Below are 13938 nucleotides of genomic sequence, written 5' to 3'. Positions count from 1 at the left end.
CGTCATGAGATGTGCATATCGCATCTGGCTCGATCCGGGCGCAAAACTGGAGGAAATGGGCAGTTCCCCCCATCCGAGTCACCCGGATTAGCCGGTTAAGAGTGGGTGGTACGGCGTGGAGTTGATGGTGCGCACTCCGAGGGCACGCAGGTTGATCTCGAAGGCCGATTCACGGGAAAGGAAGCGTCCTGTGTAGACGGTTCCGTTGTCCGACAACGACATCAATGGTATCCCGCACTCGGCGATGCCGGCCACGATGACCGACCAGACCAGCTTGCCGTCGGCATCACCGGCACCGGCGCGTAGCCCTACCACGTAGCGAGAATGGTCGTCGAGGCTGCCCGCGATACCCACCGCAGTGCCGTCGGCCAGCGCCCAACCGGTCCAATCAGACTGCCAGCACTCGTTGGGCCGATCGAAGACGAACCGCTTGGTCGCCGACTTCGGGCGTTTCTGCGGCTGCGCGGTGATCGCTCCCCGCCGGGTCAGGATCTGCCACACCGTCGACACTGACGGCACCGCCACACCCTCGCGCTGCAACGACCACACGATCGACTGAGCGCCGTGATCACGGCCCTGCTCGATCAGCTGTTTTCGCCGCAGCACGATCAGGTCTTCGACCTCGACCGGAGTCTGTCCCGGCGAGGTCAGCGGACGCCGGGACTGCTCCTGCAGCCCCTCGATACCGCCGTCACGGAAGCGCCGCCGATATTTGTAGAACGTTTGCCGACTGATCTGCTCGTCGCGGCAAAACGCCGCCACGTTGGGTACTCGACCGGCCATTGCCGCAGCCATGCGAATGTCCATCGCCGTCACCTTCTGGGCCATGAACCATCGTTGCCAGGCCCTACTCAGGTGTCAGCGATGTCCCGAGACATATCACTGTCAGCGATGTCCCCGAACAGAACATCACGCTGAGCGTGACCAACTACACCGAAATCACGAGAGCGAGGCGACGAACAGCCGGTGGACGCGGCGGTCGCCGGTCACCTCGGGATGGAACGCCGTCGCGAGCATCTTCCCTTGCCGCACCGCGACGGGATGTCCACCCGCTCGCGCGAGCACCTCGACGTCCGGGCCCACCCGCTCGACCCACGGCGCCCGGATGAACACCGCATGCACCGGGCCGTCCAGACCCTCGAACTCGACGTCTTCCTCGAACGAGTCGACCTGACGGCCAAAGGCGTTGCGCCGCACCGTCATATCGATACCGCCCAGGGGTAGCGCCTCACGCCCTGCCACTCCGGCGTCGGCGATCTCGGTCGCCAGCAGGATCATCCCGGCGCACGATCCGTACGCCGGCATCCCCTCGGCGAGCCTGGCCCGTAGCGGCTCCAGCAGGCCGAACTCGCGCAGCAGATGGCTCATCGCCGTCGACTCTCCACCCGGAATCACCAGAGCATCAACGGAATTGAGCTCGTCGAGGCGCCGCACCGTACGGGCCTCGGCGCCGGCCTCACGCAACGCCGCAAGATGCTCGCGGGTATCGCCCTGCAGTGCCAGTACCCCGACCTGCGGGGCGCTCACCCGTGTCCCGGGGCGTAGCCGCGGGTGTACCGCGTCAACCCCTCCTGCATCACCGCGGCGACCATCTCGCCGTAGCGGTTGTAGATCTTGCCCTGCGTCAGCGAGCGGCCCCCGCACGCCGACGGCGACGACTGGTCGTAGAGCAGCCATTCGTCGGCCCGGAACGCGCGCATGAACCACATCGCGTGGTCCAGTGAGGCCACCATCAGATGCTTGCGCTCCTCGATGTGGTTGACCTGCGCCGAGCCCAGCAGTGTCAGATCACTCATGTAGGCCAGCGCGCAGATGTGCAGCACGTGGTCATCGGGCATCGGATCCCGGTGCCGGAACCAGACCTGCTGCTGGGAGGCTTTGCCTTCGCGCACCCCGAGCCGGTCGCGGGGCACGATGCGCACATCCCACTCGTCGAACTGCCGGAAGCTGGCGTCGTCGAACACCTTGCTGCTGGACTTGAAGTCGGGGATGTCGTCGGGCGGGGGCGCGAACGGCATGGCGTCCTGGTGTTCGATGCCGCTCTGGTCGGTCTGGAACGACGCCGACATCGAGAAGATGGTCTCGCCGTGCTGGATCGCCGTCACTCGGCGGGTGCAGAACGAGCCACCGTCACGGATCCGCTCGACGGTGTAGACCGACGGCGACCGCGCATCGCCGGCGCGCAGGAAGTAGCCGTGCAGCGAGTGCACCTGAAACTTCGGGTCGACAGTCCGCACCGCGGATACCAGCGACTGCCCGGCCACATGCCCGCCGAACGTGCGCTGCAGAAAACCCGACTCGGGGCTGAAGACCCCGCCACGATAGATGTTGACCTCGATCTGCTCCAGATCGAGGATCTCTTCAATCGCCACTTACCAGCCGCGTTCGGCCAGGCGGTGCGGGACCGGGATGTCGTCGACGTTGATTCCGACCATCGCCTCACCCAGGCCGCGCGACACCTTGGCCAGCACGTCGGGATCGTCGTAGAACGTAGTCGCCTTGACGATCGCCGCGGCCCGCTCGGCGGGATTGCCCGACTTGAAGATGCCCGAACCGACGAACACACCCTCGGCGCCGAGCTGCATCATCATCGCCGCATCCGCCGGAGTCGCGATGCCACCCGCGGTGAACAACGTCACCGGCAGCTTGCCTGCCCGCGCCACCTCGACGACGAGGTCGTAGGGAGCCTGCAGTTCTTTTGCCGCGACGTACAACTCGTCCTCCGACAGCGACGTCAGCCGGCGGATCTCGCCGCCGATCCTGCGCATGTGGGTGGTCGCGTTGGACACATCACCGGTGCCCGCCTCGCCCTTGGACCGGATCATCGCCGCACCCTCGGTGAGCCGCCGCAGCGCCTCGCCGAGGTTGGTGGCACCGCACACGAACGGCACGGTGAAGCGCCACTTGTCGATGTGGTTGGCGTAATCGGCTGGCGTGAGCACCTCGGACTCGTCGATGTAGTCGACACCGAGGCTCTGCAGGATCTGCGCCTCGACGAAGTGCCCGATCCGCGCCTTGGCCATCACCGGGATCGTGACGGCGTCGATGATGCCCTCGATCATGTCGGGGTCACTCATCCGCGACACCCCGCCCTGGGCCCGGATGTCGGCGGGAACGCGTTCGAGCGCCATCACCGCGACCGCACCGGCACCCTCGGCGATCCGCGCCTGCTCAGGGGTGACCACGTCCATGATGACGCCGCCCTTGAGCATCTCCGCCATGCCACGCTTCACCCGCGCAGTACCGCGGGCGGGAGCTCCGAGCCCTGCCCCCGACGTTTCGGATTCCACTGCCATCTCCTTAAATCGCTACTGATCCAGTCTAAAGGCGGTCGCAAATCGATTCGATCCGCACATCAACGGATGGATTGCAGCGGCCCGCCCGGTAGTGCACCCCGCGCGTCGACCAGTGCGTTCGCCTCGTCGAGAAGCTCACCCAGCTGCAGGGGATACACGGTCTCACCATCGGCGACCAGCTTTTCGATCATTGTCGCATCGCACCACCGGTGACCGTGAATGTAGGTGCGTTCCAGCCCCGAGCGGCCCGCGTCCGACGGCTCGAACCGCGCGGTGCGGTGCACGAAATACATCTCCTCGCTGTGGATGACCGACCCGTTGAAGTTGATGACGGCGTCGCGGCGCCACAGCGGACCGACCATGGCCTCCGGCGCCACCCGCAGCCCGGTCTCCTCCTCCAGTTCACGCACCGCGGCCTGGGCCAGTGACTCCCCCACCTGGGCCGCACCGCCGATCGTGAACCACCACTTGCGGGGGGCCGGGTCCGCACCCGCGAACGCCGGATCCGACCCGCGCAGAAGCAGCACCGCACCGGCTTCGTCGAGCAGCACCACCCTCGCCGACGTGCGTCTGGTCGCCGGGGCAGGCTCGCGCGCCGACACCTCACCTGCTTCGGCGATCTCGAAATAGCTTGGCAGCGCAGCAGTTCCGCCCAGCCGCAGGGTGCGCACCAGCGGGCGCTCGCGCAGGGCCAGGGTGTCGCGGACGGCGTCGTTGTGGAACCGGCGCGCCAGCACCACGCGCGCCTCGGCGTCCGCCAGCTCGGCCACCAACGCCAGCGGCAGGGACGACGGGTTGACCCGGCCCAGCGCCGCCGACAACTCGTTCTCCGCCGCTTCACGGCCCGACCTGGGCGCCCGTTCGGCGGCGTCGGCCAACGCGGCCAGCCGCCGGCCGTCGGGTCCGCCGCCGTACGCCTCGACGGCCACCGCGCGAGCCACCACCGCGCGCCGGGCCAACGCCCCGTCGAGTGCCTGCCAGGACAGGTCGTAGCGCACGTGTAGCCGGTCCAGCCGGTTGGCGGTTTGATAGGCCCACCCGCCGATCAGCAGAACCACCGCGACCAGCACCGCAATCAGCACCGCGGCTGCCCACGGAATCACGACTCCACCTGCACTTTCACCCCGGCACCGGCGACCGTCTCGTACACCCGCATGATCTGCCGGGCCACCACCGACCAGTCGTACCGCTGCACCGCCCGCGTCGCGCATTCGATGTAGCGGGCGCGGACCGCGTCGTCGGAGAGCATCTCGATCAGGCCTTCGGCCAGGGCGGCGGAGTCGTCGACGGCGACCAGGCGTCCGGCGTCTCCGTCCACCAGCACCCGCCGGAATGCGTCGAGGTCACTGGCGACCACCGCGGTTCCCGCCGCCATCGCCTCCACCAGCACGATGCCGAAGCTCTCTCCCCCGGTGTTGGGCGCGCAGTACACATCGGCGCTGCGCATCGCCGACGCCTTCTCGGCGTCGTCCACCTGTCCCAGGAACCGCAGATGTCGGGCCAGCGGTCCGGCGTCGCCGCGCAGTTGATCCTCGTCGCCACGGCCCACCACCAGGATCTCGACGTCGGCGAACCGCTCCGCCACCGCGGGCAGCGCCCCGAGCAGCACGGACATGCCCTTGCGGGGTTCGTCGAACCGGCCGAGGAAGAGCACCGTTCCCCCGGGCCGGGGATAGCCGGGCAGTGGCGGCGCGGAGGCGAAGCTGGCCACGTCCACGCCGTTGGGAATCTCGACGGCGTCGCTGCCCAGCGCTTCCATCTGCCAGCGTCGCGCCAGGTCGGATACCGCGATGCGGCCGACGATCTTCTCGTGCATGGGACGCAGGATCGGTTCGAACACCGACAGCGTCAACGACTTCGTCGTCGAGGTGTGGAAGGTCGCCACGATCGGGCCCTCGGCGATGTTGAGCGCCAGCATCGACAGGCTGGGCGCGTTGGGCTCATGCAGGTGCAGCACGTCGAACTGGCCCTGCTGCAGCCACTTCTTGACCTTGCGGTGGGTGGCGGGCCCGAACCGCAGCCGGGCCACCGACCCGTTGTACGGAATCGGGATGGCCTTTCCGCCCGACACCACGTAATCGGGCAGCGATTCGTCCGCATCGGGTGAGGCGGGCGCGAGCACACTGACGTCGTGGCCGTCGCTGTGAAACACGTTCGCCAACTGCAGCACATGCGACTGCACCCCGCCGGGCACGTCGAACGAGTACGGGCAGACCATCCCGATCCGCATCAGGGTCGCCGCATTCTCGCGCACGCGCTCATCACAAAGCCTCCAGGCGGGCCCTGCGCTCCTCGGACAGATCCGCCACCCACTGCGGCTGCATCATGTGCCAGTCCTCCGGGTGCGCGGCGATGTTGACCGCGAACCGGTCGGCCATCGCCTGCGTGATGACGGTGACGTCGCCCGATGAGGTGTCCAGCTCCGGATAAACCTGCATGCCCCAGCCGTCGGGTTCGAACCAGCAGTGCACGGGCAGCAGCGCTGCTCCCGTCTCCAGCGCCAGCTTCGCCGGCCCCGCGGGAAGCCGGCTGGGCTCGCCGAAGAAGTCGACCTGCACACCCGTGCGGGTCATGTCACGGTCGGCCATCAAGCACACCACCCCGTTGGCGAGCAACCGATCACGCAGCACCTCGAACGGCGGCCGTTCCCCGCCGGAGAGCGGAACCACCTCGAAGCCGAGACTCTCGCGGTACGCCAGGAACCGGTTGTACAGCGATTCCGGTTTGAGACGTTCGGCGACCGTGGCAAAGGTGCCGTGGTTCTGCACCAGCCACACCCCGGCCATGTCCCAGTTTCCGCTGTGCGGCAACGCCAGCACGGCGCCGCGGCCCGCCTCCAGCGCCGCCCACACGCGCTCGATGTCGCGCACGTGCAGTCGTCTGCCCAGCTCCTCGTGATCCATCGACGGCAGCCGGAAGGCCTCCCGCCAGTACCGGGCGTAGGACGCCAGCGACGCCTGCATCAGCGCCGGCGGAACCCGCTCCGGCGTCGTACCGATCACCCGCGCGAGATTCTTGCGCAGCTGCTCGGGTCCGCCGTTCAGGGCAGCCCATCGGGCGCCGGCACCGAACGCGTTGCGCGCCAAGAACTCCGGGGCTGCACGCACCAGGCGCCAGCCGGCGGCATAAACCCAGTCGGTGAGGTGGCCGCCGAAGGAGAGCAGACGCCCGTTGTCGCTGCCCGACCCGGCCGGGTGCTGTGTCATTGCTCTGTGGTCTCGGGTTTCTCGCCGGCTTCGGGCACCTTGAGCGGCTCCATGGCCGCCGCGGAGGTCCGCACGCTGTGCAGCCGCTGCCCGACGGTCACCACGCTGCTCAACGCCAGTACCCACATCGCGACGTCGAGGAGCCACGGCAGAGGGAAGAACGGCAGGTCGGAGAAGCAGGCGCCGATCAGGATGATGACCAGGCGCTCGGGCCGCTCGATCAGACCACCGTCCCCGGACAGCCCGCTGGCCTCCGCCCGCGCCTTGATATACGAGATGACCTGCGACGACACCAGGCAGATCATGGTGGCGACGACCAATCCGGTGCTATGCAGCCCGAACGCGGCCCACCACAGCAGGCCGCAGAACACCGCGCCGTCACTGATGCGGTCACAGGTGGCGTCGAGCACCGCCCCGAACCGGGTGCCGCCACCGCTCTGACGGGCCATCGCCCCGTCGAGCATGTCGGCAAGCACGAAGAACGCCACCACCCAGGCGCCCGCGAACAGCTGCCCGATCGGGAACAGCGTGAGCGCGCCGAGCACCGATCCCGCGGTGCCCAGGATCGTGACGCTGTCCGGCGACAGGCCCAGTTTCAGCGCGCCCCTTGCCACCGGCCGCGACAGCTTCACGTAGGCCGCGCGCGTCATCAGGTAGAAGTCGCTCACTTGTGGTTGTCCCACTCGGTGGCCAGCAGCAGCCGGGTGTCGCGCAGCAGTTGCGGGATGACCTTGGAGTCGCCGATGACGGTGATGAAGTTGGCGTCCCCACCCCACCGCGGCACCACGTGCATGTGCAGGTGCTCCGACAGCGAGCCGCCCGCCGAGGTTCCCAGGTTGAGGCCGACGTTGAAGCCGTGGGGGCGCGACACCGCCTTCATCACGCGAATCGCCTTCTGCGTGAACGCCATCAACTCCGCGCTCTCGGCCTCGGTGAGGTTCTCCAGCTCGGCCACCCGACGGTACGGCACCACCATCAGATGGCCGGGGTTGTACGGGTACAGGTTGAGCACGGCGTACACCAGTTCGCCGCGCGCGACGACCAGCCCGTCCTCGTCCGACATGTTCGGGATGTCGGTGAACGGTTCCGACGACGACGCCGACCCCGGCTTGACCGCGTCGACGATGTAGGTCATCCGGTGTGGCGTCCACAACCGCTGCAGGCGGTCCGGATCGCCGACACCGCGGTCTACGATCGTGTCCTCGGGATCCACGTCACCCCTCGCCCGTTTCGGCACTGATCTCGACGAGTTCCGCTGTCGGCGTCGCATTCTCGCGCCGAGTGACCCAGTCCACGATGGCCGCGACCGCCTGCTCTCGCGGAACTCCGTTGACCTGCGTGCGGTCACCGAACCGGAATGACACGGCTTCAGCCTCCACGTCGCGGTCACCCGCGAGAAGCATGAACGGAACCTTCTGGTTGGTGTGGTTGACGATCTTCTTGGCCATCCGGTCGTCGCTGGTGTCCACCTCGGCACGGATACCGAGGGCGCGCAGCTGGGCCACCAGCCCGTCCAGGTACCGGATGTGGTCGTCGGCGACGGGGATGCCGACCACCTGCACCGGCGCCAGCCAGGCCGGGAAGGCGCCGGCGTAGTGCTCGGTGAGCACACCGAAGAACCGCTCGATCGATCCGAACAGCGCCCGGTGGATCAGGACGGGGCGTTTGCGGGTTCCGTCTGCGGCGGTGTACTCCAGCTCGAAACGGTCGGGCATGTTGAAGTCGAGCTGGATGGTCGACATCTGCCAGTTACGCCCCAGCGCGTCGCGCACCTGCACCGAGATCTTCGGACCGTAGAACGCCGCGCCGCCCGGGTCGGGCACCAGGTGCAGTCCCGACGATTCGGCCACTTCGCGCAGCGTCTCGGTGGCCTCCTCCCACATGTCGTCGGACCCCACGAACTTGTCCGGGTCCTTGGTCGAGAGCTCCAGGTAGAAGTCGTCGAGACCGTAGTCGGCCAGCAGATCGAGGACGAACTGCAGCAGCCGGGCCAGCTCGTCGCGCATCTCTTCGCGGGTGCAGTAGATGTGCGCGTCGTCCTGCGTCATGCCGCGCACCCGGGTCAGGCCGTGGACCACACCGGACTTCTCGTAGCGGTACACACTGCCGAACTCGAAGAGCCGCAAGGGAAGTTCCCGATAAGAACGCCCTCGCGACCGGTAGATCAGGTGGTGCATCGGGCAGTTCATCGGCTTGAGGTAGTAGTCCTGCCCCGGTTTGCGCACCGTGCCATCGTCGTTGTACTCGGCGTCGATGTGCATGGCCGGGAACATGCCGTCGGCGTACCACTCCAGGTGCCCGGAGGTGATGTAGAGGTGCTCCTTGGTGATGTGCGGGGTGTTGACGAACTCGTAGCCCGCCTCGATGTGCTTGCGCCGCGAGTACTCCTCCAGCTCCCGGCGCACCACGCCTCCCTTGGGGTGGAAGACCGGCAGGCCCGAGCCCAGTTCGTCGGGGAAGCTGAACAGGTCGAGCTCGACGCCGAGCTTGCGGTGGTCGCGCTTCTGCGCCTCCTCGATGAGCTCGAGGTGGCGGTCGAGCGCCTCCTGCGACTCCCAGGCGGTGCCGTAGATGCGCTGCAGGCTGGCGTTGTTCTGGTCGCCGCGCCAGTACGCCGCCGAGCTACGGGTCAGCTTGAACGCCGGGATGTAGCGGGTGGTCGGAATGTGCGGGCCACGGCACAGGTCACCCCAAACACGTTCGCGGGTACGGGGATTGAGGTTGTCGTAGGCGGTGAGCTCGTCACCGCCTATCTCCATTATTTCGTCCGATGACTCCAGGTCGCCGGACTTGTCGTCGATCAGTTCGAGCTTGTAGGGCTCGTTCGCCAGTTCTTCCCTGGCCTCGTCCTTGGATTCGAACACCCGGCGGGAGAACAGCTGACCGTCCTTGACGATCTGGCGCATCCGCTTTTCCAGAGCCTCCAGGTCCTCCGGGGTGAACGGCTCGGCGACCTCGAAGTCGTAGTAGAAGCCGTCGGTGATCGGCGGCCCGATGCCGAGCTTGGCGTCGGGGAACAGCGCCTGCACTGCCTGCGCGAGCACGTGGGCGGCCGAGTGCCGGATGACGCTGCGGCCGTCCTCGGTGTCGGCGGTCACCGGGATCACGTCGACGTCGGCGTCGGGAACCCACGACAGGTCGCGCAGTCGGCCGTCGGAATCCCGGACGACGACGACGGCGTCGGGTGCACCCCGGGAAGGCAAGCCGGCGTCACGAACCGCCTGCCCGGCGGTCGTCCCGGCAGCGACCCGGATCGGGGCTGCTGGGGCGGGGCGGGCGGGGGCGCTCATGCGGGGCTCTCCAAACTCTCAGGTGGCTGGTGCGGGTCGGGTATCGACCGCGACCATGCTATCGGTGCGGGGCGTCACTCCCCGATACCAATAGGGCTCTTGAGCCAGCGGTACTCGATACCGACCAGTTCGCCGACGAACGCGAGTGCCCCGAGCAACCACAACGTGCCCATCACGATCGCGAAGGTGAACAGCGCCCCCAGCGCCTGGACCCACAGGCCCTGGCGTTTGAACCAGGCCATCGCGGTGTCATAGCGTGCGCGGGCGTAGGCCAGCAACCGGCGCGCCCAGTCGAACTCGGTCGCAAGGATGGCCAGCCCGACGAACACGATCGCCCAGCCCGGGCCGGGGTACGGGATGGCCAGGATGCCGACGGCCAGAACCAGCAGGCCCACCACGCCGACCGCGATGCGGTAGACGAGGTCGGCGGCCCGCCGTTCCCGCAGCCGGTCCCGCCACCGCGCCCACCGGCGGGTGATTCCGGAACGCCCGGTCTCGTCGCTCATGGCTGACCCGGTTTGAGCTTGACGAACAGCGAATGTGCCTCGGCCAGCACGTGGTCGCCGTCGAGAAGGCGCCCGGAGACGAAGATCTTGCGGTCGACGATGTCGTCGATGCGCGCTTCGACCTGCAGTTCCTTTTCGACCAGCGCGATCTTGCGGTAGTCGACGTGCAGGAACGCGGTGCGCTGCGCCTTGCTGCCGCTGAGTTTGTAGGCGGTGAAGCCGAGCAGTGAGTCGAACAGGTGGGCCACCGCGCCACCGTGCGCAGCGCCGTTGCGGCCCAGATGGTAGCGACGGAACCGCGCGGTGCCGCCCATGCGACCATCGTCGGTGAGATGCAGGTCCAGCGGCACGCTCAGGATGTTGCCGCGGTTGGGTAGGTCGTTTCGCCGGCCCGACGGTGAGGACCATTCATCGGCGTCGTAGGGCGCCAGCATCGCCGAGACCTTCTCCAGCAGGTCTGCTGCCTCGGTGATCACGGCGTCAGGGGCGTCGGCCGCGCGGGCGTGGTCCTGGAGCCTGCGGACGGCTTCGACGAAACGGCCGTAGTCCGGGCCGCCGCGGTCGGTGGGTGTGGGTGGATTGAATCCCCCACCAACGTGTACATCGGCCGCATTGTTAGTGCTCACCCGCTCACCGTATTGGTTGCCTCAGCTCGCGGCGGCGCCGGCGTTGCCCAGTGTCTCGAACTCGGCGTCGGTCAGATCGATCTGTGCGGCGGCGACGTTCTCCTCGAGGTGGGCCACCTTCGAGGTGCCGGGAATGGGCAGCATCACCGGCGAACGCTTCAGCAGCCAGGCCAGCGCCAGTTGTGACGGTGTGGCGTGGTGTTCGGCGGCGATGCGGTGCAACGGGCCGTCGGCGGCCGCGAGCGGGCCTGCGGCCAACGGGAACCACGGGATGAACGCGATGCCGTCGGCCTCACACGCATCCAGCACAGGCTCGGCGCCGCGCATCGTGAGGTTGTACATGTTCTGCACCGAGACGATCGGGGCGACCGCACGGGCGGCGGTGAGCTGATCGACCGAGACCTCCGAGAGGCCGATGTGCCGAACCTTGCCTTCCTGCTGAAGCTTGGCCAGCTCGCCGATCTGGTCCTCGGCCGGGAATTTCGGGTCGATGCGGTGCAACTGGAACAGGTCGATGGTGTCTGTGCCGAGCCGGCGAAGGCTCATCTCGCACTCCTGACGGAGGTAGGCGGGAAACCCGAGCGGTTCCCACACGTCGGGAGCGGTACGCAGCAGACCTGCTTTAGTGGCGATGACGACGCCGTCGTAGGGGTGAAGCGCCTCCCGGATGAGGTCCTCGGAGATGTAAGGGCCATAGGAGTCTGCGGTGTCGATGAAGTCGACGCCGAGATCGACGGCGCGGCGCAGCACGCGCAGGCATTCGTCCCGGTCTACCGGCGGACCCCAGACACCAGGGCCGGTCAGACGCATCGCGCCGAAACCGAGCCGGTTCACGGGCAGCTCCCCGCCGAGGAGGAAGGTCGGGGCGGTTCGGGAGCTTCCAGAGGTCACCGGATCGACGCTACGCGGACGGTGACAAGCTGGCATCGTGAAGCTGACTGACCTGGCCGGCAAAGCGCTGACGTATCCCGAGGTGGGTGCCACCGCGACGACGATGCCCGCCGGGTACCGCCATCTACGGAAGTCGGCGGTGATCGGCAGCGGCCGCGAGCGTTTCGAGCAGGCGGCCGCCGAGGGGATGCGCTGGGGGATGCTGCGCGGGGCGGGCCTGCGGGTGGAGGCCACCGCCCCGGTGGCCGCCGTCGGGGCGGAGGTGCTGGTGCATCTCGGCCCCGTGGTGGCGCCGTGTCGCGTCGTGTACGTCGTCGACGAACCCGACCGTCGCGGTTTCGCGTACGGCACCCTGCCCGGGCACGCCGAATCAGGCGAGGAGTTGTTCCTCGTGCGCTACGACCCGAGCGCCGGGGACGTGGTTGCGGAGGTGGCGGCGTTTTCGCGGCATGCGACGTGGTGGAGCCGGTTAGGGGCCCCGGTGACCTCGTTGATGCAGCGCGTGGTCACCGACCGGTATCTGCGCGCGCTCTGACCGCGTCCCGCGACTTCGCTGGGACTGCAGCACCGGATCCGAAAGGCCTTCCGCGGGCGACTGCGCAATGCCCGAGCCGACCGCGAGGGTCAGCGGTAGCCTGTAGAGCCATATTGACGCACGAGTATCGGACGGGTGAGGGATGAGCGATCCAGCCGGCGTAGAAGTCACACATCTGCGTGTGGCGGAGCTGGTGCAGGGCCTGCACAACAGACCGGACACCGACTCCGACACGGTCGTCGCCGAGTTGGCCGAGCTTGCCGCCGCCGAAATCGAGGGCGCGCAGTATGCCGGAATCACTTTGACCCGCAACGCCAAACAGATCGAGACCCCCGCAGCGACGCATCATTGGCCATTGTTGTTGGACAAGATCCAGCAGCGCTATCTCGAAGGCCCCTGTCTGACCGCGGCGTGGGAAGAGAAGACCGTTCACGTTCGCAATCTGGAGACCGACGAGCGGTTCCCGAACTACCGGCGCGACGCGTTGGCCGAGACACCCATCCGGTCGATCATGGCGTTCCAGCTGTTCATCGCCGGCGAGACGCTCGGTGCGCTCAACGTCTACTCCGAGCAGCCCGAGGCATTCGGTGACGAGTCACGAACGCTCGGTCTGATCTTCGCCGCCCACTCCTCGGTGGCCTGGAACTCGGCGCGCCGCGAAGAGCAGTTCCGGCAGGCGCTGTCGAGCCGTGACGTGATCGGTCAGGCCAAGGGCATGATCATGGAGCGCTACCGGGTGGACGCCGTTCAGGCTTTCGAACTGCTGCGCAAGCTGTCACAGGATTCCAATGTGCCCCTGATCAAGATCGCCACGAGTCTCGTCAGCGACGCTCAGGCCTCGGCCGACTGACCAAGCGCAACAACGCGACTCCGCACCGGCGCCGGCCGCCCAGACACTCCGTGCAGCAGGAGGATGGGCGGCCGGACCGTTTGCGCCGACCCCGTCGACGGCTGGTCGCCGGGTCGGTGTGACTACCTGGTGTCCCACCGGTCCCGCCGGTCACCGACCGGCGCCGCGCCCGTGACCAGTGCCCGCGGAATTTCGGCGTTGACCGGAGTGGTCGCCGAATCTCCTTGCGTCGCCGACCAATCCGTGCCGACACACAGCAGGTCGGACGGAACCGGTACCTCGTTGGGCAGCGGCACCGGCAACCCCGGAATCGACGGGATGGTCAGCGACGGCGGCGACACCAGGTTGGACAGGCCCGTCGCGGCCAGCGGGGTCAGCGGGCTCGGCGGAGCAGGGACACCCACGCTCACCGATCCGGCGCCGCCGGGCACCGGCGGCGTTCCGGGGGGCGCGATGCTCATCACCGACGAGGCGGTGTTCTGCACGGTCCGCGCCACACCGGGTGGCGTGAGCAGGTCGGAGATCGTCAGCGTGCTGCCGGGAGTTCCCGGGATCGGCGACCCCGGTGTTCCGGTGTTGACTCCCGCCGAGTTCGGTGGCGTCGGCGGCACCGGCGGCGCCGGGTAGTTGACAAACCCGCCTGACGACGACCCGGGCACCGGAGGCGTCGGAGGCGTCACCGCTCCGGCAGGCACCGCACCGGCACCACCGGGAACACCCGGAACCGGAGGCGTCACC

General features: G+C 67.9%; 14 protein-coding genes and 2 pseudogenes. 2 read left to right on the top strand and 14 right to left on the bottom strand.

Translation table 11 applies throughout. The features are described 5' to 3' along the window. Window positions 1-90 precede the first annotated feature (90 nt). From BN976_RS31875 to BN976_RS31815, 13 genes and pseudogenes are all read right to left on the bottom strand, one after another. A pseudogene (locus BN976_RS31875) lies at window positions 91-828 on the bottom strand (helix-turn-helix domain-containing protein); the annotation flags it as partial. A 111-nt stretch (window positions 829-939) separates the two neighbouring features. Then, complete coding sequence (pdxT, locus tag BN976_RS31870; protein ID WP_011779785.1) at window positions 940-1527, bottom strand: pyridoxal 5'-phosphate synthase glutaminase subunit PdxT; 588 nt, start codon at window positions 1525-1527, stop codon at window positions 940-942. After that, window positions 1524-2372, bottom strand: a complete 849-nt coding sequence (gene tesB / locus BN976_RS31865; RefSeq protein ID WP_036377820.1) for an acyl-CoA thioesterase II — start codon at window positions 2370-2372, stop codon at window positions 1524-1526. Before tesB ends, pdxT begins: the two co-directional genes overlap by 4 nt. After that, the gene (gene pdxS / locus BN976_RS31860) at window positions 2373-3296 is read right to left on the bottom strand and encodes a pyridoxal 5'-phosphate synthase lyase subunit PdxS (RefSeq protein ID WP_051558691.1); all 924 of its coding nucleotides are present in this window, start codon (window positions 3294-3296) and stop codon (window positions 2373-2375) included. A 59-nt stretch (window positions 3297-3355) separates the two neighbouring features. Further along, a complete protein-coding gene (locus BN976_RS31855; protein WP_011779782.1) occupies window positions 3356-4399 on the bottom strand; it encodes an NUDIX hydrolase in 1044 nt (347 codons plus the stop codon). Beyond that, on the bottom strand, window positions 4396-5526 hold the full coding sequence (locus BN976_RS31850; RefSeq protein ID WP_036377821.1) for a glycosyltransferase family 4 protein: 1131 nt from the start codon (window positions 5524-5526) through the stop codon (window positions 4396-4398). Before BN976_RS31850 ends, BN976_RS31855 begins: the two co-directional genes overlap by 4 nt. 31 nt (window positions 5527-5557) lie before the next feature. After that, window positions 5558-6502, bottom strand: coding sequence for a phosphatidylinositol mannoside acyltransferase (locus BN976_RS31845; protein WP_036377815.1), 945 nt, complete (start codon window positions 6500-6502; stop codon window positions 5558-5560). Continuing rightward, window positions 6499-7170: a phosphatidylinositol phosphate synthase gene (pgsA, locus tag BN976_RS31840; RefSeq protein WP_036377812.1), complete on the bottom strand. Its 672-nt coding sequence runs from the start codon at window positions 7168-7170 to the stop codon at window positions 6499-6501. The genes BN976_RS31845 and pgsA overlap by 4 nt, the downstream gene beginning before the upstream one ends. Beyond that, on the bottom strand, window positions 7167-7772 hold the full coding sequence (locus BN976_RS31835; RefSeq protein WP_049778091.1) for an ATP adenylyltransferase: 606 nt from the start codon (window positions 7770-7772) through the stop codon (window positions 7167-7169). The genes pgsA and BN976_RS31835 overlap by 4 nt, the downstream gene beginning before the upstream one ends. After that, window positions 7717-9792 (bottom strand): threonine--tRNA ligase, encoded by a 2076-nt coding sequence (thrS, locus tag BN976_RS31830; RefSeq protein WP_036377810.1) that lies wholly within the window; start codon window positions 9790-9792, stop codon window positions 7717-7719. Before thrS ends, BN976_RS31835 begins: the two co-directional genes overlap by 56 nt. Before the next feature lie 74 nt (window positions 9793-9866). Next, window positions 9867-10298, bottom strand: coding sequence for a TIGR02611 family protein (locus tag BN976_RS31825; protein ID WP_036377807.1), 432 nt, complete (start codon window positions 10296-10298; stop codon window positions 9867-9869). Further along, the gene (locus tag BN976_RS31820) at window positions 10295-10924 is read right to left on the bottom strand and encodes a PaaI family thioesterase (RefSeq protein ID WP_036377805.1); all 630 of its coding nucleotides are present in this window, start codon (window positions 10922-10924) and stop codon (window positions 10295-10297) included. The genes BN976_RS31825 and BN976_RS31820 overlap by 4 nt, the downstream gene beginning before the upstream one ends. Before the next feature lie 21 nt (window positions 10925-10945). After that, a complete protein-coding gene (locus tag BN976_RS31815) occupies window positions 10946-11815 on the bottom strand; it encodes an aldo/keto reductase (protein ID WP_036377804.1) in 870 nt (289 codons plus the stop codon). Window positions 11816-11852: 37 nt separating this feature from the next. Between BN976_RS31815 and BN976_RS31810 the strand changes: the two genes are divergently transcribed. Then, entirely contained in the window at window positions 11853-12350 is a 498-nt protein-coding gene (locus BN976_RS31810) for a DUF1990 domain-containing protein (RefSeq protein WP_011779773.1), read from the top strand. Between the two features lie 142 nt (window positions 12351-12492). After that, on the top strand, window positions 12493-13200 hold the full coding sequence (locus BN976_RS31805; protein ID WP_011779772.1) for a GAF and ANTAR domain-containing protein: 708 nt from the start codon (window positions 12493-12495) through the stop codon (window positions 13198-13200). A gap of 122 nt (window positions 13201-13322) precedes the next feature. Here the strand turns inward: BN976_RS31805 and BN976_RS33095 are convergent. Then, window positions 13323-13938, bottom strand: a pseudogene (locus tag BN976_RS33095) (hypothetical protein); the annotation flags it as partial.

The organism is Mycolicibacterium austroafricanum (assembly GCF_000612725.1).
Taxonomy (GTDB): domain Bacteria; phylum Actinomycetota; class Actinomycetes; order Mycobacteriales; family Mycobacteriaceae; genus Mycobacterium; species Mycobacterium austroafricanum.
Note: the sequence above shows the minus strand (reverse complement) of the source record. Positions and strands in the feature narration are given on the sequence as shown.